Annotated in this window: 17 protein-coding genes; all 17 read right to left on the bottom strand. The window is 69.0% G+C overall.

Features of this window, described 5'->3' with window-relative positions; genetic code table 11:
- Positions 1–97 precede the first annotated feature (97 nt).
- Positions 98–373, bottom strand: a complete 276-nt coding sequence (gene rpsQ, locus EKD16_RS20490) for a 30S ribosomal protein S17 (protein WP_131100450.1) — start codon at positions 371–373, stop codon at positions 98–100.
- Complete coding sequence (rpmC, locus tag EKD16_RS20495; RefSeq protein ID WP_131100453.1) at positions 370–624, bottom strand: 50S ribosomal protein L29; 255 nt, start codon at positions 622–624, stop codon at positions 370–372. Before rpmC ends, rpsQ begins: the two co-directional genes overlap by 4 nt.
- On the bottom strand, positions 624–1,040 hold the full coding sequence (gene rplP, locus EKD16_RS20500) for a 50S ribosomal protein L16 (RefSeq protein ID WP_131100456.1): 417 nt from the start codon (positions 1,038–1,040) through the stop codon (positions 624–626). Before rplP ends, rpmC begins: the two co-directional genes overlap by 1 nt.
- A gap of 3 nt (positions 1,041–1,043) precedes the next feature.
- The gene (gene rpsC, locus EKD16_RS20505) at positions 1,044–1,892 is read right to left on the bottom strand and encodes a 30S ribosomal protein S3 (RefSeq protein ID WP_131100459.1); all 849 of its coding nucleotides are present in this window, start codon (positions 1,890–1,892) and stop codon (positions 1,044–1,046) included.
- Positions 1,892–2,269 carry a 50S ribosomal protein L22 gene (gene rplV / locus EKD16_RS20510; RefSeq protein WP_131102825.1) on the bottom strand — a complete coding sequence of 126 codons (378 nt, stop codon included), beginning with the start codon at positions 2,267–2,269 and terminating at the stop codon, positions 1,892–1,894. The genes rpsC and rplV overlap by 1 nt, the downstream gene beginning before the upstream one ends.
- Before the next feature lie 73 nt (positions 2,270–2,342).
- A complete protein-coding gene (gene rpsS / locus EKD16_RS20515; protein WP_131100462.1) occupies positions 2,343–2,621 on the bottom strand; it encodes a 30S ribosomal protein S19 in 279 nt (92 codons plus the stop codon).
- A gap of 12 nt (positions 2,622–2,633) precedes the next feature.
- Complete coding sequence (gene rplB, locus EKD16_RS20520) at positions 2,634–3,467, bottom strand: 50S ribosomal protein L2 (protein WP_131100466.1); 834 nt, start codon at positions 3,465–3,467, stop codon at positions 2,634–2,636.
- A gap of 53 nt (positions 3,468–3,520) precedes the next feature.
- Positions 3,521–3,811: a 50S ribosomal protein L23 gene (gene rplW, locus EKD16_RS20525; protein WP_131100469.1), complete on the bottom strand. Its 291-nt coding sequence runs from the start codon at positions 3,809–3,811 to the stop codon at positions 3,521–3,523.
- On the bottom strand, positions 3,808–4,488 hold the full coding sequence (gene rplD / locus EKD16_RS20530; protein WP_131100472.1) for a 50S ribosomal protein L4: 681 nt from the start codon (positions 4,486–4,488) through the stop codon (positions 3,808–3,810). Before rplD ends, rplW begins: the two co-directional genes overlap by 4 nt.
- A 3-nt stretch (positions 4,489–4,491) precedes the next feature.
- A complete protein-coding gene (rplC, locus tag EKD16_RS20535) occupies positions 4,492–5,142 on the bottom strand; it encodes a 50S ribosomal protein L3 (protein WP_131100475.1) in 651 nt (216 codons plus the stop codon).
- A 13-nt stretch (positions 5,143–5,155) separates the two neighbouring features.
- Complete coding sequence (gene rpsJ / locus EKD16_RS20540; RefSeq protein ID WP_017621536.1) at positions 5,156–5,464, bottom strand: 30S ribosomal protein S10; 309 nt, start codon at positions 5,462–5,464, stop codon at positions 5,156–5,158.
- 260 nt (positions 5,465–5,724) lie between these two features.
- On the bottom strand, positions 5,725–6,918 hold the full coding sequence (gene tuf / locus EKD16_RS20545) for an elongation factor Tu (RefSeq protein ID WP_131100478.1): 1,194 nt from the start codon (positions 6,916–6,918) through the stop codon (positions 5,725–5,727).
- A 53-nt stretch (positions 6,919–6,971) separates the two neighbouring features.
- A complete protein-coding gene (gene fusA, locus EKD16_RS20550; RefSeq protein ID WP_131100480.1) occupies positions 6,972–9,086 on the bottom strand; it encodes an elongation factor G in 2,115 nt (704 codons plus the stop codon).
- A gap of 47 nt (positions 9,087–9,133) precedes the next feature.
- Positions 9,134–9,604 (bottom strand): 30S ribosomal protein S7, encoded by a 471-nt coding sequence (gene rpsG, locus EKD16_RS20555; RefSeq protein ID WP_131100483.1) that lies wholly within the window; start codon positions 9,602–9,604, stop codon positions 9,134–9,136.
- 2 nt (positions 9,605–9,606) lie between these two features.
- On the bottom strand, positions 9,607–9,978 hold the full coding sequence (gene rpsL / locus EKD16_RS20560) for a 30S ribosomal protein S12 (protein ID WP_131100486.1): 372 nt from the start codon (positions 9,976–9,978) through the stop codon (positions 9,607–9,609).
- 819 nt (positions 9,979–10,797) lie between these two features.
- Positions 10,798–14,508, bottom strand: coding sequence for a hypothetical protein (locus EKD16_RS20565; RefSeq protein WP_131100489.1), 3,711 nt, complete (start codon positions 14,506–14,508; stop codon positions 10,798–10,800).
- 157 nt (positions 14,509–14,665) lie between these two features.
- Positions 14,666–18,541, bottom strand: coding sequence for a DNA-directed RNA polymerase subunit beta' (locus EKD16_RS20570; protein WP_131100492.1), 3,876 nt, complete (start codon positions 18,539–18,541; stop codon positions 14,666–14,668).
- Positions 18,542–18,553 lie beyond the last annotated feature (12 nt).

Consider the following 18,553-nt stretch of genomic DNA (forward strand, 5'->3'; position numbering starts at 1 on the left):
CTCCTGATATATGCGCGCGGCCCGAAAGACCTCGCGCTGCTAGGTGGTCACACCCCTGGGGCGGCCGATCTCCACGAACCGGCCGCCAGGTCAGGGGTTACTTGGCCTTCTCCAGGATCTCCACGACGCGCCAGCGCTTGGTCGCGGACATCGGCCGGGTCTCCATCATGCGCACCCGGTCGCCGACGCCGCAGGTCTCGCCCTCGTCGTGAGCCTTGTACTTGGTCGTGCGGCGGATGACCTTGCCGTAAAGCGCGTGCTTGACGCGGTCCTCCACCTCGACGACGACCGTCTTGGACATCTTGTCGCTGACGACGTAGCCCTCGCGCACCTTGCGGTAATTCCGCGTGGAGCTCTGCGTGGTCTCGCTCATTCGGCTGCTTCCTTCGTCTCCTCAGCCGACTCACCGGTCAGCGGCATGATTCCGAGCTCGTGCTCGCGCATGACGGTGTAGATCCGAGCGATCTCACGCTTCACGGTGCGCAGCCGGCTGTGGTTGTCCAACTGCCCGGTGGCGGCCTGAAAGCGGAGGTTGAACAGCTCTTCCTTCGCCTCCTTGAGCTTGCTCACCAGGTCCTCGACGGACTGGCCGCGCAGCTCTTGGGCGGTCAGGGTCTTGGCCATCACGCCTCCCACTCGCGCTTCACGAACTTGCACCTCATCGGGAGCTTGTGCATCGCCCGGCGCATGGCCTCCTTGGCGATCGGCTCCGGCACACCCGACAGCTCGAACATCACTCGTCCGGGCTTGACCGGCGCCACCCACCACTCGGGGGAACCCTTACCGGAACCCATGCGGGTCTCGGCCGGCTTCTTGGTGATGGGGCGGTCGGGGAAGATGTTGATCCACACCTTGCCGCCACGGCGGATGTGCCGCGTCATGGCGATACGCGCGGCCTCGATCTGCCGGTTGGTGACGTAGCCGGCGCCCAGCGCCTGGATACCGAACTCGCCGAAGTTGACCTTCGTGCCGCCCTTGGCCCGGCCCCGCAGGTCGGGACGGTGCTGCTTGCGGTACTTGATCTTACGGGGAATCAGCATCGGTCAGCTCCCCTCGTTCCCGGACTTCTCCGCGCCCTGGCCGGCCTCGGCCGGAGCGCCCGACCGGGCCTCGGCCTGCTGGCCCTGACCCGAGCCCTGAGCGCCGCCCTGGCCGCCGCGACGGCGGCGTCCGGCGCGCTCGCGGCGCTGACCTCCGCCGCCACCGCCACCGCCGCCGCCGGGAGCGCGCTGGGCGGCCTGGGCCGCCTCGCGCTCGGCGCGGGTCGCGGGAGCGTCGCCCTTGTAGATCCACACCTTCACGCCGATGCGGCCGAAGGTGGTGCGGGCCTCGAAGAAGCCGTAGTCGATGTCGGCACGGAGCGTGTGCAGGGGCACGCGGCCCTCGCGGTAGAACTCCGAACGCGACATCTCGGCACCGCCGAGACGGCCGCCGCACTGGATGCGGATGCCCTTGGCGCCGCTCTTCATCGCACTCTGCATCGCCTTGCGCATGGCCCGACGGAACGCGACTCGGCTGGACAGCTGCTCCGCCACACCCTGAGCGACGAGCTGAGCGTCGGTCTCGGGGTTCTTGACCTCGAGGATGTTGAGCTGGACCTGCTTCTTGTTGGTCAGCTTCTCCAGGTCGGCGCGGATGCGGTCGGCCTCCGACCCGCGGCGGCCGATGACGATGCCCGGCCGGGCGGTGTGGATGTCGACGCGGACCCGCTCACGGGTGCGCTCGATCTCCACCTTGGAGATTCCGGCGCGCTCCATGCCGCGGTTCAGCATCCGGCGGATGGCCACGTCTTCCTTGACGTAGTCCTTGTACAGCTTGTCGGCATACCACCGGGTCTTGTAGTCGGTGGTCACGCCGAGTCGGAACCCGTGCGGGTTGACCTTCTGCCCCACTATCGGGTCCTCTCCTTCGTCTTGGCCGACGAGGCGCCCGCGGTCTCACGCGGCTCAACGACCACGGTGATGTGGCTCGTCCTCTTCGTGACCCGGAACGCGCGGCCGAAGCCGCGCGGGCGGATGCGCTTCAGGGTCGGACCCTCGTCCACCCAGGCGCCGCCGACCACCAGCGTCTCGCGGTCCAGCTTGTCGTTGTGCTCGGCATTGGCGATGGCGCTCGCGAGCACCTTGCCCACCGGTTCGCTCGCCGCCTGCGGCGCGAACCGGAGCACCGCCTGTGCCTCGTCAGCAGGCAAGCCGCGAATAAGGTCCACCACCCGGCGGGCCTTTCGGGGCGTAACACGGACGAACCGTGCCTGAGCCCTCGTTCCCATCGCTTTTCCCTCGCTCACGGAAATCACCCCCACGCACCGTGGGGAATACGGTTCATAACTCCTACAGCAACCGCTAGCGGCGGCTACGGCGGTCTTCCTTGACGTGGCTCCGGAAAGTGCGCGTGGGAGCGAACTCGCCGAGCTTGTGACCGACCATCGACTCGGAGACGAACACCGGGACGTGCTTGCGGCCGTCGTGCACGGCGATGGTGTGCCCGATCATCTCGGGAACGACCATGGAACGCCGCGACCACGTCTTGATGACGTTCTTGGTGCCCTTCTCGTTCTGGTCCTCCACCTTCTTGATCAGGTGGTGGTCGACGAAAGGACCCTTCTTCAGGCTACGTGGCATCGGACGTGCTCCTTACCGCTTCTTCTTGCTACGCCGACGCACGATGAGCCGGTCACTGGGCTTGTTGGGCCTGCGGGTGCGCCCCTCGGGCTGGCCCCACGGGCTGACGGGGTGCCGGCCGCCCGAGCTCTTGCCCTCGCCACCGCCGAGGGGGTGGTCCACCGGGTTCATGGCGACACCGCGCACCTGGGGGCGCTTGCCCCGCCAGCGATTGCGTCCGGCCTTGCCCCAGTGGATGTTGGACTGCTCGGCGTTGCCCACTTGGCCGACGGTGGCCCGGCAGGTCACCTCGACCTGGCGCATCTCCCCGGAGGGCATGCGCAGCGTGGCGTACTTGCCCTCCTTGGCCAGCAGCTGGATCTGCGATCCCGCCGACCGGCCCAGCTTGGCACCGCCGCCCGGCTTCAGCTCGACCGCGTGCACGAACGTACCCGTGGGGATGTTGCGCAGCGGGAGGCAGTTGCCCGGCTTGATGTCCGCGGAGGGACCGTTCTCCACGCGGTTGCCCTGCTTGAGGCCGGCGGGCGCCAGGATGTAGCGCTTCTCGCCGTCCACGTAGTGCAGCAGCGCGATACGCGCGGTGCGGTTGGGGTCGTACTCGATGTGGGCGACCTTCGCCGGGACGCCGTCCTTGTCGTGGCGGCGGAAGTCGATCACCCGGTAGGCCCGCTTGTGGCCGCCGCCCTGGTGGCGGGCGGTGATGCGGCCGTGGCCGTTGCGCCCGCCCTTGGAGTGGAGCGGCCGCACCAGCGACTTCTCCGGGTGGTCGCGCGTGATCTCGACGAAGTCGGCCACGCTGGAGCCGCGCCGACCCGATGTGGTCGGCTTGTACTTACGAATGCCCATCTTCTTCGCGCATTCCTTTACGTGTTACTCGGTGGACGAATCCGGCGAGTGGCTCAGACGCCGAAGATGTCGATTCGGTCGCCTTCGCGAACGCTCACGATCGCCCGCTTGGTGTCAGGACGCTTTCCGTAACCGAACCGGGTCCGCTTGCGCTTTCCGGAGCGGTTGATCGTGTTCACGCTGTCGACCTTCACGTCGAAGATCTGCTCCACCGCGATCTTGATCTGCGTCTTGTTGGCCGAGGGCTGGACCAGGAACGTGTACTGGTTCTGGTCCATCAGGCCGTAGCTCTTCTCGGAGATCACCGGCTCGATGATGATGTCCCGAGGGTCGGGGATCCTCACTGGTCCTCCTCCTGCGACTCCTCGCGCGCCGCCTGGGCGCCGCCCTGGGCATGGGCCAGGAACGCCTCGTAGCCGCGCTCGGTGAAGACCACGTCGTCGGCGTAGAGCACGTCGCGGGTGTTCACCTGGTCGGCGTCGAGGATGTGCACCTCGGGCACGTTGCGCAGCGCCAGCCGGTTGTGCGCGTCCTCGCGGTCGAGGACCACGAGCACCTTCCGCGACTCGGTGACCTTGCGCAGCGCCTTCAGCGCCGCCTGCGTCCGCTTGGCGGTGACGTCCTCGCCGACGAACTCGCTGACGATGTGCACGCGCTCGTGGCGGGCGCGGTCGGAGAGTGCGCCGCGCAGCGCCGCGGCCTTCATCTTCTTGGGGGTCCGCTGGGTGTAGTCGCGGGGCTGGGGGCCGTGCACCGTGCCGCCGCCGACGAACTGCGGGGCGCGGGTGGAGCCCTGCCGGGCCCGGCCGGTGCCCTTCTGCCGGTAGGGCTTCTTGCTACCGCCGCGGACCATGCCGCGGGTCTTGGTGGCGTGGGTGCCCTGCCGGGCCGCGTTCTCCTGGCCGAGCACGACCTGGTGCATCAGCGGGATGTTCACCTGCTGGTCGAAGATCGCCTCGGGCAGCTCGACACTGCGGCCGGCCTGGCCCTCGGCGTCCTTCACCTTGATGGTCGGCGCCATGGCTTACTTCTCCCCCTTCACGGCGGTGCGGACGAGCACCAGCCCGCCGTTGGGCCCCGGCACCGAGCCCTTGACCAGGATCAGGCCCTTCTCCGCGTCCACGGAGTGGACGGTGAGGTTCTGGATGGTCTTGCGCACGTTGCCCATGCGCCCCGCCATCCGCGTGCCCTTGAACACGCGCCCGGGCGTGGCGCAGCCGCCGATGGCGCCGGGCGAGCGGTGCTTGCGCTGGGTGCCGTGCGTGGCGCTGAGGCCGCGGAAGCCGTGGCGCTTCATCACGCCGGAGAAGCCCTTGCCCTTGCTCCTGCCCGTGACGTCGACGAGCTCGCCGACCTCGAAGGCGTCAGCGGTGAGCTCCTGGCCGAGCTGGTACTCGGGGGCGTCGGTGGTACGAACCTCGACGTAGTGGCGGCGCGGGGTGAGATCGTGCTTGCGCAGGTAGTCGCCCAGGGGCTTGTTCACCTTGCGCGGGTTGATCTTCCCGTAGCCGAGCTGGATGGCGGAGTAGCCATCGGTCTCCGGAGTACGGACGCGCGAGACGACGCACGGACCGGCCTTCAGAACCGTCACGGGCACGATCTTGCCCGCGTCGTCGAAGACCTGGGTCATGCCGAGCTTCTCGCCCAGTACTCCCGTGATCTGCTTGGTGGCCATGTCAGTGCGTCCTTTAAAGCTTGATCTCGATGTCGACGCCTGCCGGCAGGTCGAGACGCATGAGCGAATCGACGGTCTTCGGCGTCGGGTCGATGATGTCGATCAGCCGCTTGTGTGTGCGCATCTCGAAGTGCTCGCGCGAGTCCTTGTACTTGTGCGGCGAGCGGATGACGCAGTAAACGTTCTTCTCCGTCGGCAACGGCACCGGGCCAGCGACGCTCGCACCAGTCCGCGTCACGGTCTCGACGATCTTGCGAGCCGAGCTGTCGATGACCTCATGGTCATAGGCTTTGAGCCGAATGCGGATCTTCTGTCCCGCCATGGTGGCCTTTTCGTCCTTCGCTTCGTGTCCGTAGAGGCGCGGTGCCGACGCTCGCCGGCACGTCGCCTCGCAGGGATCTGCCCTGGTCTGGCTCTATTCACCTGAGAATCTGCGACAGGGCTGTCCCCTGAGGCGCATCACCGCTACAGAGCCCGATGACGTCGGTTCATGTCGGGGGCGGCCGGACCGCGAATACCCGGGCCGACCGCCCCCGAGGGCGGGCCGGCGTCGCCGGCCGGGTCCGCCCCCGCACGTCCGTGCTACTTGTTGATCTTGGTCACTCGGCCCGCGCCGACGGTCCGGCCACCCTCGCGGATGGCGAACTGCAGACCCTCTTCCATCGCCACCGGCTGGATGAGCTGGACGGACATCTCGGTGTTGTCACCGGGCATGACCATGTCCGTGCCCTCCGGCAGCGTGACGACGCCGGTGACGTCGGTCGTGCGGAAGTAGAACTGCGGACGGTAGTTGTTGAAGAAGGGCGTGTGGCGGCCGCCCTCGTCCTTGGACAGGATGACGACCTGCGCCTCGAACTCGGTGTGCGGGGTCGTCGTGCCCGGCTTGATGACAACCTGGCCGCGCTCGACGTCCTCGCGCTTGGTGCCGCGCAGCAGCAGACCGACGTTGTCACCGGCCTGGCCCTGGTCGAGCAGCTTGCGGAACATCTCCACACCGGTGACGGTTGTGGTCTGCTTGTCTTCCTTGATGCCGACGATGTCGACGGTCTCGTTGACCTTGATGACACCGCGCTCGACGCGGCCGGTGACGACCGTGCCGCGACCGGTGATCGAGAAGACGTCCTCGATCGGCATCAGGAACGGCTTGTCGATGTCCCGCTCCGGGTTCGGGATCTTCTCGTCGACGGCGTTCATGAGCTCCAGGACGCCCTGGGCCGCGTCGGAGTCGCCCTCCATCGCCTTCAGCGCGGAGACCTTGGTGACCGGCACGTCGTCGCCGGGGAACTCGTACTCGTTGAGCAGCTCGCGGACCTCGAGCTCGACCAGGTCGAAGATCTCCTCGTCATCGACCATGTCGGCCTTGTTCAGCGCGACGACGATGTAGGGGACGCCGACCTGGCGGGCCAGGAGCACGTGCTCCTTGGTCTGCGGCATCGGGCCGTCGGTGGCGGCCACGACCAGGATCGCGCCGTCCATCTGCGCCGCACCGGTGATCATGTTCTTCACGTAGTCGGCGTGGCCGGGGCAGTCGACGTGCGCGTAGTGGCGCTGCTCGGTCTCGTACTCGACGTGAGCGACGGAGATGGTGATACCGCGCTCGCGCTCCTCGGGAGCGTTGTCGATGTCCTCGAACGGAGTGAACGGGTTCAGCGCCGGATAGGCGTCGTGCAGAACCTTGGTGATGGCGGCGGTAAGGGTGGTCTTACCGTGGTCGATGTGACCGATGGTGCCGATGTTTACGTGCGGCTTGCTCCGCTCGAACTTGGCCTTCGCCACTGGATTTCTCCTAGACGTACAGGGTTGCTAGCTGACTGGATACGTGTCGCGGGTTACTCGCCGCGCGCCTTCGCCACAATCTCTTCTGCGACGTTGGACGGGACCTCCGCGTAGGAGTCGAACACCATCGTGTACGTGGCTCGACCCTGCGTACGGCTGCGCAGGTCACCCACGTAGCCGAACATCTCCGACAGGGGCACCTGGGCCTTGACCACTCGGGTGCCCGAGCGCTCCTCCATCGACTGGACCTGCCCGCGCCGACTGTTCAGGTCGCCGATCACGTCGCCCATGTACTCGTCGGGCATCGTGACCTCCACGGCCATGACCGGCTCCAGCAGGACCGGTTTGGCCCTGCGCGCCGCGTCCTTGAACGCCATGGAACCGGCGACCTTGAACGCGAGCTCGGAGGAGTCGACGTCGTGATACGCGCCGTCCTGCAGCGTCACCTTGATGCCCACCAAGGGATAACCGGCGAGAATGCCGAACTCGGCGGTCTCCTGGCAGCCCGCGTCCACCGAGGGGATGTACTCCCGGGGGATGCGGCCGCCGGTGATGTTGTTGACGAACTCGTAGCCCGCGCTGTCTCCGCCGTCCTCGGCGAGCAGGGGCTCGACGTCGATGACGACGCGGCCGAACTGCCCCTGGCCGCCCGTCTGCTTCTTGTGGGTGTAGTCGACCTTCTCGACCTTCTTGCGGATCGTCTCGCGGTAGGCGACCTGCGGACGGCCGATGTTGGCCTCGACCTTGAACTCGTCGCGCATGCGGTGGACGAACACCTCAAGATGCAGCTCGCCCATGCCGGCGATGACCGTCTGGCCGGTCTCCTCGTCGGTGGACACCCGGAAGGAGGGGTCCTCGTCGACGAGGCGCTGGATGGCGACACCCAGCTTCTCCTGGTCGCTCTTGCTCTTGGGCTCGATGGCGACCTCGATGACCGGGGCCGGGAACGTCATCGACTCCAGCACGATCGGGTCCGAGGAGTCGCACAGGGTCTCGCCCGTGGTGGTGTCCTTCAGACCCATCACGGCCACGATGTCGCCGGCGCCCACACGGTCGATCTCCTCGCGCTTGTTGGAGTGCATGCGGTAGATCTTGCCGATGCGCTCCTTGCGCCCCTTCACGCTGTTGAGCACCTGCGTCCCGGTCTTCAGGACGCCCGAGTACACCCGGATGTAGGTGAGCTTGCCCAGGTGGGGGTCGCTCATGATCTTGAAGACCAGAGCCGAGAACGGCTCCTCTTCGTCCGGGCGCCGGACGAGTTCGGCCTTCTCGCCCTCGTCCTTGGGGTCATGGCCCTCGACGCCCTCGACGTCCAGCGGCGCGGGGAGGTAGTCGACCACGGCGTCCAGCAGCGGCTGCACGCCCTTGTTCTTGAACGCGGTACCGCACAGCACCGGGATGGCGGTGCCGGCGATGGTGGCGCGCCGGATAGCGGGCACGATCTGCTCGATCGTGGGCTCCTCGCCCTCCAGGTAGAGCTCCATGATCTCGTCGTCGGCCTCGGCCAGCGTCTCGATCATCTTGTCGTGCGCCTCGCGGGCGGCGTCGACATGGCTGTCGGGGATGTCGACGGTGTCGTACATCTCGCCGAGCTTTGTCTCTTCGCTCCAGACGAGCGCCTTCATGTGCACCAGGTCGATGACGCCCCTGAAGTCCGACTCCGCACCGATAGGCAACTGCACCGGCAGCGGGTTGGTGTTCAGGCGGTCGGTGAACATGTCGACGCAGCGCTGGAACTCGGCGCCGATCTTGTCCATCTTGTTGATGAAGCAGATCCGGGGAACGCCGTAGCGGTCGGCCTGGCGCCACACCTGCTCCGACTGGGGCTCGACACCCTCCTTGGCGTCGAACACCGCGACCGCACCGTCGAGCACACGCAGCGAACGCTCGACCTCGACCGTGAAGTCGACGTGGCCGGGCGTGTCGATGATGTTGATGGTGTTGTCGTTCCAGTGGGTGGTCGTAGCCGCGGACGTGATCGTGATGCCCCGCTGCTGCTCCTCCTTCATCCAGTCCATGGTGGCCGCGCCGTCATGGACCTCACCCAGCTTGTAGTTCACGCCGGTGTAGAAGAGGATGCGCTCGGTGGTCGTGGTCTTACCCGCGTCGATGTGCGCCATGATCCCGATGTTGCGGACCTTGGCAAGGTCAAGAGCAGTGGTAGCCATGAGGGCTCGTCTTCTCTCGGTCTCTCGTATCGATGGAGCCGCGGGGATTACCAGCGGTAGTGGGCGAAGGCCTTGTTGGACTCCGCCATCTTGTGGGTGTCCTCGCGACGCTTGACGCTGGCGCCCAGTCCGTTGCTGGCGTCGACCAGCTCGTTCATCAGCCGATCGGTCATGGTCTTCTCTCGGCGCTGACGCGAGTACCGGACCAGCCAGCGCAGAGCCAGCGTCGTGCTGCGGGACGAACGGACCTCGACCGGCACCTGGTAGGTGGCGCCACCGACGCGGCGGCTGCGCACCTCCAGTGCGGGCTTCACGTTGTCCAGAGCACGCTTGAGGACCACGAGCGGGTCCTGGCCGGTCTTCTCATTGGCCCCTTCGAGGGCCCTGTAGACGATCCCCTGCGCGATCGAGCGCTTGCCGTCGAGCAGCACCTTGTTGATCAGCGAGGTGACGAGCGGCGATCCGTAGACCGGGTCGGTGATGAGCTGGCGCTTCGGCGCCGGGCCCTTGCGCGGCATGCTTACTTCTCCTTCTTAGCGCCGTAACGGCTTCGCGCCTGCTTGCGGTTACGCACGCCCTGGGTGTCGAGTGAGCCGCGGACGATCCGGTAGCGGACACCCGGCAGGTCCTTCACACGACCGCCGCGCACGAGCACGATGGAGTGCTCCTGGAGGTTGTGTCCGATCCCCGGGATGTAGGCCGTGACCTCGATCCCGCTGCTCAGCCGCACACGGGCGACCTTGCGCAGGGCGGAGTTCGGCTTCTTGGGCGTAGTGGTGTAGACACGCGTGCACACACCACGACGCTGCGGACTCCCCTTCAGCGCCGGGGTCCTGTTCTTTGCGACCTTGTCCTGTCGGCCCTTGCGGACCAGCTGCTGGATGGTGGGCACCGCGTCTCCGTCTTCCCTCGTGACCTACGCCGGTTCTTCTTAGCCGATGTGTCCCTGTGACCTGGTGGACTTCCCGTCCTCCCTTACCCACGCACCCGGGCGTGTCGGGCTATACCCCAAGCATGGCGGAACCGGATAACGTCCGACCCTGCGGCCGTTTCTCTGGGAGGAGGTACCACGCGCCGCGCTCTGCGCTGTCCGGCTGGAGCCGTTCGCAAAGTGCGCACGTGCTGACCCGTCGACTCACGGGCACGAATTGACAGAGTACCGAAGGGCCTGTAGCAGGTCAAAACAGCGACCGTGCGCCCCGGTACCCGTCGTCCGCAGCCTCATGCTGTCGTAGGTCTTCTTCTAGTGTACGGGCTTTCGCGAGTGCTCGCGCGGCATATTCGGCCGCGGACGCGGTCATGTGCGCCCACCCGGCCTTCAGCTGATTCTAGCGAGGAGCCCCGGCTCTGCAGAGCCGGGAGGAATCGCTTCGCATCACGGCCCCGCCCCGAATACGAGCACGCCTGCGGATATCGGCGTTCGCCCCCCGCCGGGGCGGCGGTGATCGTAGGATCACCGCTGTGAAGCTCGTCGTGCAGGTCGAACCCTTCAGGGCCGGGTCAAGTTGACCGAGGCGCTGTCCGGCGACGGCGACCGCGACGGGGCACCGCGGATTCGACGCGGCCGGGAAGCGCCGCCGAACCCACCGGAGAGAGCCGGATCTCACCCGCGCCGCATTCCGGCCGAGGGGGTGCAACCACTCTGGCGCAATGCGCAGTGCCCGGCGCGGTGGGCACCGCGCCGGGCACTGCAGGGATCCGGAAGCCGCGGTCAGGCGAGCACGAACGCGCCCAGATAGCCCGCGATCTCCACGATGAACAGTCCGATACCGACCCAGGCCAGGATCGTGCCCAACCGGACCAGGTTGAGCCCTTCCAGCTCGCCCTGCGAACGCTGGACGGCCCGCCGCGCCCGGGGGCCCGTTATCAGCGCCGCGACGGCGGTGAACAGGCCGATGACCGGGATCAGCGCGGCGATTCCCAACCACAGGGTGGCCGAGGCCTCGGGGGCGGTGTCCGGCCAGTGGTCGATGTTGTCGTAACCGGGATAGGCGTCGCCGGCGTCGCCGCCGAGGGGGCGGTCGAAGCCGGGGAAGTCCTCCCTTATGGGGTCGCGCTCCCGCGACGACCGGCCGCGCCGGCCGTCCGGGCCGACCGGCGGCTCCGAAAGGGCATCGGGAGCGCCCTGGTAGGGGTCGGCCCCGTAGGGCTCGGCGCCGTACTCCTCGGCCTCGGCGGCGCGGTACCGGGCGGCATCGTCGCCGGCGGCCTCCAAGTCCCGGAGGCTCATCGCCGCTGTGTCGGAGCCCGCGGAGGCATGGGCGGAGTACGGTTGCCCGGCAGCCGCCCCCGACGCCGACAGTCCGGCGTAGGCGGAGCCGGGATCGCCGCCGAACCCGTCCGGGCGAGGCGGTTCCGCGCCGCGGCGGTCGGTGTGCTCGGAATAGCCCTCGGCGGGCCGTTCCGAACGCGCCCACTCGCCCGCCGGGCTCTGCGACTCGGCGGCCCCGTAGGCGCCCTCGGCCTGTGCCCGGCCGGAGTCGTAGCCCGCGTGGGAACCGCCGATGGAGTACTCGGGCTCCGCGGTGCCGCCGTATCCGGCGTCTGCGTCCTGCGCGCCGACGGGCTCGCCGCCGTAGCGCCCGTGGCCCGCGTGGCTCCCGTACTCCGCATACGTTGCGGACGCCCCGGAGTCGTCGTCCGGGCCGAACCGGTCGTAGTGGTCGTAGTGGCCGCGCTGCGCGTAGGGGTCGTAGGCGTCGCCCGCTCCGCGGCGGTCCCGCGTGGCCTCGCCGGGGTAGGCGGACTCACCGCCTCGCAGGTCCCATCCGAGCTCGTCGGAGACCGCGGGCATCTGCTGCGTACCCGCCGGAGCGCCCGAACCGGCCTCGGCACCAGGCCGCTCCTCGCGCTCGGCACTCTCACCCCCGGCCTCCTCGGCGGAGCGGGCGCGCGCCTGCTGCTCGGCGATCGCGGCGAGCGGGTCGTCGCCGAGGCCGGCGGCCGGAGCACGATCCCGCGGATCGCCGGAGTCGGCGCCGGGCTCGGATCCGGGCCCGCCGCCACCGAACATCCGGGTGGTGTGGTCGGGCGAACCGTCACGCCGCTTGCGGTGCGCCTCGGCGACCGCCTCGCGCACGCTTTCCGGGAGCCGGGAGTCGTCGCGGCTGAAGGCCCAGGTGTTGCCGCTTCCGGTACCCAGGCCCTCGCCCGCCCCGGTGTCGCCGACACGCTCATCGGGGGCGGAAGGGTCCGTGTCGCCGAAGGAGGGCGAAGCCGACGGTGACTCCGATCGGGCGGCCGGGTCGCCGTCCGCCTGGATGCGGTGGGAGTAGGGACGCGAAAGCTCGTCGTCATAGCCGTCGTCGTAGCCGTAAGCGCCGGCCGCGGGGTCGGCACCGGTGCGCTCCGAGGACCCGGCGCCGGGGTAGCGCCGCGCGTCGGACCACTCGCTCGAAGCGCCGTCCCCATAGGAGGCGGACTCCCCGTAGGACGGGAGGCCGGGTTCGGCATCCAGGCGGTAGCCGGCCCCGGATCCGTAGCGCTCGGGCTCGCCGACGGCACCGGCACCGTACCAATAGGCGGGGTCCGCCGGTTGCCGGTCGTCCTCGCCGGACGGCTCCCACCGCTCCCCCTCGAAGCGGTCGCCGTGGCCACGCATGTCGGTGTGCGCGGAGAGGTCGCCGGAGGCGGAGGCGTCGCGGGGCGCCGCACCGCCGTAGGGTTCCCGCCACCGGTTCGCGGCAGACTCCCCTTGGTCGCGGAAGCCGCCGGAACCGGGGAAGTCCGCCGGCTCCCCCGCGCCGCCGAACGCGCGGTCGCCCGATGCCGCCGCGGCCCCGCCGTCGGACTCGCCCAACGGCCCATCGGGGCCGCGGAAGTCGCCGTGCCCCGGGAACCGCGCGGTATCGCTCGCAGCCTCGGACGAACCGAACCCGGGATCGGTATCGCGCCCGGAATCCGACCACGCCCCGGCCCCTCCGCGGGCATCCCGCCACGACTCCACGGACGACGCACCGGGGGCGCGGTCGTCGGCATAGGCGGAGAGGTCGGGAGCACCGCGCTCATTCGGCGACGCACCGGTGTCCGCGGCCCCGAAGGCGGACTCCCGCCAGGAGGCGGCCTCGGATCCGTTCCGCCGGGGATCGTCGGCGGAGAGTCCGGCACTCCAGGGCTGCGGGGACTCGCGCCAGGTACCGCCCGCCGGTCGGGACGGGTCCGAACCGGGTGCGTGTGCGGTCGTAGGGCCGGGATAGGGGTCGTCCGGCACGGCGGTACCGGGCCGCTGCGGCTCGTCGGCCGCCCCGGGGTAGGCGCCGTCCCTTGCGTCGCCGGCGGGAGGGGCCGGATAGCCGTCGAAGGCGTCGCGGCGCCCGTCGGCCGTCCCGCGTGCACCGGAGGCGTCGGAGTCGGAGTAGCGGTCGTCCCACCGAGCGGCGCCGCCTGCGGGCGCTGCCGCGGCACCCGACGCGGAGTAGCCCTGGTCGTCGAACCGGTCGGTGTCCGCACCGGGTTCCGGCCCGGCCCGGAAGGGCTGAGTATCGGGGCCGGCGCCTTCGCCGGCGGTCCGGAGGGGATCGGCCGCGTCCTGCGGGCTCCGGGCCCAGGGCCGCGACCCGTGGTCGGCCGTGGGGGGCCCCGCGGTAGAGGAGGGTTCCGCTGCCGTGGAGCCTGCGCCGCGCGCGGCACCCGCGTCGGCGTGCGGGTCGGGGTAGCCGGTGCCCGCGGCGCCGTTCAGCGGGTCTTTCCCGGATGCCGGGGTCCCGGGCAGCCGGTAGCCGGCCACGATACTGCCGTCGCCGCTGCGATCGGTGTCCGCCGCTGTGGTACCGGCCGACCCGTCGTGGTCCGCCGGCGCGGAGCGCGCCGGGTCGCCGGCCGCGGACCGGGCGTCCCCCTGGTCGGCGGGATGCCCGGTGAGGGGATCCCCGGGACCCGCCGCGGACACACCGCCCGTCGGGCCGCGGCCGTGTTCGCCGGTGTCCTCTGTGTCGCCGAGAGCCGCATAGGGGCGGCCGGGCGACGCCGGCTGCTGCCCGCCGGGGGACGCCGGCGGGCCCGCACTGCGCGGTTCGGCCGGCGGTCCGAGGTCGCCGAGCGCCGACGGGTAGGGCTCGGCCATGCCCGGACGCTCGGCACGCAGGCCCGGGTAGCCGCCGCTGTCGGGGAAGGTCGACCGCGGCCGCTCGCCCTCGTGCGGCGGTCGCCCGGATTCGGGCCCTTGCTGCTCGTGCGGGCGCTGCGGAAACGGCGGGCCCTCGCGGGCCGGAGCGCGCTTCTGCTCGCCCGGTTGTTCGTCGGGTGTGCCGTAGCGGCCCGCGTCGCCCCCCTCGGCGGCGTCGGCCTCGTTGTAGGTGTCCTGATACGCAGACTGCGTCCGGTGGCGGTCGCCGCTGGGTGTGAACCAGGAGCTTCCGGCGTGCTCGCCGGAGCCGTGGTCACCGTCGGGCGGCACGTACCGCTGTCCCCCGTTGTCCGTCACTGTCCTCGTTCTCCCGACCGCGCGTGTGCGCTGATGTCGCCCTCCGCCTACGAGTATGCCGAACCGCAACGACGAACGGCGGCAGCCCACCCGGAACACGAGTGGACTACCGCCGCCGCTGGATCAACCAATCGGATCTGCCGATCGACTCTTCAGGTCACCTGTTGTAGGGCCCGAAGTCGTACTCCTCCAACGGCACGGCCTCTCCCGAGCCCTGCCCGAAGGTGTACTCACTGGGCTCCTCGTAACCCGAAACGGAGTACATCGAAGCCTTGGCCTCCTCGGTGGGCTCTACCCGAACGTTCCGGTACTGCGGCATGCCGGTACCGGCCGGGATGAGCTTACCGATGATGACGTTCTCCTTCAGGCCGACCAGCGGGTCGCTCTTGCCGTGAATGGCGTTCTCGGTGAGCACCCGGGTGGTCTCCTGGAAGGAGGCCGCCGACAGCCACGACTCCGTGGCCAGCGAGGCCTTGGTGATGCCCAGCAGCACCGGGCGGCCGGACGCGGGGTGGCCGCCTTCGGCCACGACGTGGCGGTTGATCGACTCGAACTTGGGCCGCTCCACCATCTCGCCGGGCAGCAGCTCGGAGTCGCCGGACTCCAGGATGTTCACCCGCTTGAGCATCTGCCGAACGATGATCTCGATGTGCTTGTCGTGAATCGAGACACCCTGCGACTTGTAGACCTCCTGCACCTCCGACACCAGGTGCTGCTGCACGGCCCGCGGGCCCTGGATGCGCAGTACCTCGTGCGGGTTGATGGCGCCCTGGATGAGCTGCTGGCCGACGGCGACGTGGTCGCCCTCGCCCACGAGCAGCTGAGCGCGCATCGGCACCGGGTAGGAGATCTCGTCGGACCCGTCGTCGGGGACCAGGATGATCTTCCGGCTCTTCTCGGTGTCCTCGATGCGGATGCGGCCTTCGAGCTCGCTGATCGGGGCCACACCCTTGGGGATGCGGGCCTCGAACAGCTCGGTCACACGCGGCAGGCCGTGGGTGATGTCCTGGCCGGCCGAACCGCCCATGTGGAAGGTCCGCATGGTCAGCTGGGTACCGGGCTCACCGATGGACTGGGCCGCGATGATGCCGATGGCCTCACCGACGTCGACGGGCTTGCCCGTGGCCATCGACCGGCCGTAGCAGGTGCTGCAGACGCCGATCTTGGCCTCACAGGTGAGCGAGCTGCGCACGCGCACCCGCTCGACGCCGTTGGCCACCAGCTTGTCGATGATCCCCTCGGAGGTGTCGGTTCCCGCAGGGACGACCACCTTGCCGTCGACGACGACGTCCTCGGCGATCGTCCGGCCGAAGCCGGTGTTCTCGACGTTGTGCTTGCGCACCACGGTGCCCGCGGCGTTCTTCTCGCCGACCTCGTGCCACAGCGAGCGGTCGGTGGCGCAGTCGACCTCGCGGACGATGACGTCCTGGGCGACGTCGACCAGGCGCCGGGTGAGGTACCCGGAGTCGGCCGTACGCAGCGCGGTGTCGGCCAGACCCTTGCGCTGACCGTGCGTGGAGATGAAGTACTCCAGCACCGACAGGCCCTCGCGGTAGGAGGACTTGATCGGCCGCGGAATGGTCTCGCCCCGGGTGTTGGACACCAGGCCGCGGATACCCGCGATCTGGCGGACCTGCATCGGGTTGCCTCGGGCACCGGAGTTCACCATCATCCACACCGGGTTGTCGGCGGGAGCGTTGTCCTCCATGTCCTGGGCGACCTCGTTGGTGGCCTTGGTCCAGATCTCGGTGAGTTCCTGGCGGCGCTCGTCGTCGGTGATGAGACCGCGGTCGAACTCGCGCTGGATCTTGTCGGCCTGGCGCTCGTAGCCCTCCAGGATGTCCGTCTTGCGCGGCGGCGCGAGGACGTCGGAGATGCCGATGGTCAGGCCCGAACGGGTGGCCCAGTGGTACCCGGCGTCCTTCAGGGCGTCCAGCGTCGTGGCGACCTGAATCTTCGGGTAGCTCTCGGCCAGCTCGTTGACCAGGCCCGACACCTGCTTCTTACCCACCTGGTAGTTCACGAACGGGTAGTCCGCGGGCGTGGTCTCGTTGAAGAGGTAGCGCCCCAGAGTGGTGTCGAGGACATAGGGCTCGCCCGGCTCGTGCCCCTCGGGCTCGACCCAGTCGCGCGGCGGCGGGACGTCGCCGTCGACGCGGAGCTTGATCGGCGCCTGCAGATCGAGCTCGCCCAGGTCGTAGGCCATGATGGCCTCGGCCGGCGTGCGGTAGGCCTGGCCCTCGCCCTGCGCACCCTCCTTGCGGGTGGTCAGGTAGTACAGCCCGATGATCATGTCCTGGGTGGGCATGGTCACCGGCTTGCCGTCGGAGGGCTTGAGGATGTTGTTGGTGGCCAGCATCAGCAGCCGCGCCTCGGCCTGGGCCTCGGCGGACAGCGGCAGGTGGACCGCCATCTGGTCGCCGTCGAAGTCGGCGTTGAAGGCGGTGCACACCAGGGGGTGGATCTGGATGGCCTTGCCCTCGACCAGCTGCGGCTCGAATGCCTGGATGCCCAGCCGGTGCAGCGTCGGAGCGCGGTTGAGCAGCACCGGGTGCTCGGTGATGACCTCTTCGAGGACGTCCCAGACCACCGGGCGGGACCGCTCGACCATGCGCTTGGCGCTCTTGATGTTCTGCGCGTGGTTCAGGTCGACCAGGCGCTTCATCACGAACGGCTTGAACAGCTCCAGCGCCATCTGCTTGGGCAGGCCGCACTGGTGCAGCTTGAGCTGCGGACCGACGACGATGACCGAGCGGCCAGAGTAGTCGACGCGCTTGCCCAGCAGGTTCTGCCGGAAGCGGCCCTGCTTGCCCTTGAGCATGTCCGACAGCGACTTCAGCGGACGGTTGCCCGGCCCGGTGACCGGGCGGCCGCGGCGGCCGTTGTCGAACAGCGCGTCGACGGCCTCCTGCAGCATCCGCTTCTCGTTGTTGACGATGATCTCGGGCGCGCCGAGGTCGAGCAGCCGCTTGAGGCGGTTGTTCCGGTTGATGACCCGGCGGTACAGGTCGTTCAGGTCCGAAGTGGCGAACCGGCCGCCGTCGAGCTGCACCATGGGGCGCAGGTCCGGCGGGATGACCGGGATAGAGTCCAGCACCATGCCCATGGGGCTGTTGCGCGTGTTCAAAAACGCGGAGACGACCTTGAGCCGCTTGAGGGCGCGGGCCTTCTTCTGGCCCTTGCCGCTGCGGATGGTCTCGCGCAGCCGCTCGGCCTCGGCGTCGAGGTCGAAGTTGGCCAGCCGCTCCTGGATCGCCTGAGCACCCATGCCGCCGCGGAAGTACTTGCCGAAGCGGTCCCGCATCTCGCGGTAGAGCATCTCGTCGCCCTCAAGGTCCTGGACCTTGAGGTTCTTGAAGCGGTTCCAGACCTCTTCGAGGCGGTCGATCTCGCGCTGGACACGGTCGCGGATCTGGCGCATCTCGCGCTCGGCCGACTCGCGGACCTTGCGCCGCGCGTCGCCCTTGGCGCCCTGCTCCTCCAGTTCGGCGAGGTCGTTCTCCAGCTTCTTGTGGCGCTCCTCGACCGTGGAGTCGCGGCGCTGCTCCAGGTGCTGGCGCTCCACGGAGATGCGCGCCTCCAGGGACTGCAGGTCGCGCTCGCGGGCCTCGGTGTCGACCCAGGTCACCATGTAGGCGGCGAAGTAGATGATCTTCTCGAGATCCTTCGGCGCCAGGTCCAGCAGGTAGCCCAGGCGGCTGGGCACGCCCTTGAAGTACCAGATGTGGGTCACCGGAGCGGCGAGCTCGATGTGGCCCATGCGCTCGCGCCGGACCTTGGCCCGGGTGACCTCGACACCGCAGCGCTCGCAGATGATGCCCTTGAAGCGGACCCGCTTGTACTTACCGCAGTAGCACTCCCAGTCGCGGGTCGGGCCGAAGATCTTCTCGCAGAAGAGCCCGTCCTTTTCCGGCTTAAGGGTCCGGTAGTTGATGGTTTCCGGCTTCTTGACCTCGCCGTGCGACCACTGGCGGATCTCGTCAGCGGTCGCGAGGCCGATCCGGAGCTCGTCGAAGAAGTTGACGTCGAGCACTTAATTCGTCCC

The sequence above is a fragment of the Streptomonospora litoralis genome, from assembly GCF_004323735.1.
Taxonomy (GTDB): Bacteria; Actinomycetota; Actinomycetes; order Streptosporangiales; family Streptosporangiaceae; genus Streptomonospora; species Streptomonospora litoralis.

What these genes read in the sequence shown, in the direction of transcription:
- rpsQ (WP_131100450.1), bottom strand. Translation starts at nt 373, where the DNA reads ATGAGCGAGACCACGCAGAGCTCCACGCGGAATTACCGCAAGGTGCGC.
- rpmC (WP_131100453.1), bottom strand. Translation starts at nt 624, where the DNA reads ATGGCCAAGACCCTGACCGCCCAAGAGCTGCGCGGCCAGTCCGTCGAG.
- rplP (WP_131100456.1), bottom strand. Translation starts at nt 1,040, where the DNA reads ATGCTGATTCCCCGTAAGATCAAGTACCGCAAGCAGCACCGTCCCGAC.
- rplV (WP_131102825.1), bottom strand. Translation starts at nt 2,269, where the DNA reads ATGGGAACGAGGGCTCAGGCACGGTTCGTCCGTGTTACGCCCCGAAAG.
- rpsS (WP_131100462.1), bottom strand. Translation starts at nt 2,621, where the DNA reads ATGCCACGTAGCCTGAAGAAGGGTCCTTTCGTCGACCACCACCTGATC.
- rplB (WP_131100466.1), bottom strand. Translation starts at nt 3,467, where the DNA reads ATGGGCATTCGTAAGTACAAGCCGACCACATCGGGTCGGCGCGGCTCC.
- rplD (WP_131100472.1), bottom strand. Translation starts at nt 4,488, where the DNA reads ATGGCGCCGACCATCAAGGTGAAGGACGCCGAGGGCCAGGCCGGCCGC.
- rplC (WP_131100475.1), bottom strand. Translation starts at nt 5,142, where the DNA reads ATGGCCACCAAGCAGATCACGGGAGTACTGGGCGAGAAGCTCGGCATG.
- rpsJ (WP_017621536.1), bottom strand. Translation starts at nt 5,464, where the DNA reads ATGGCGGGACAGAAGATCCGCATTCGGCTCAAAGCCTATGACCATGAG.
- fusA (WP_131100480.1), bottom strand. Translation starts at nt 9,086, where the DNA reads ATGGCTACCACTGCTCTTGACCTTGCCAAGGTCCGCAACATCGGGATC.
- rpsG (WP_131100483.1), bottom strand. Translation starts at nt 9,604, where the DNA reads ATGCCGCGCAAGGGCCCGGCGCCGAAGCGCCAGCTCATCACCGACCCG.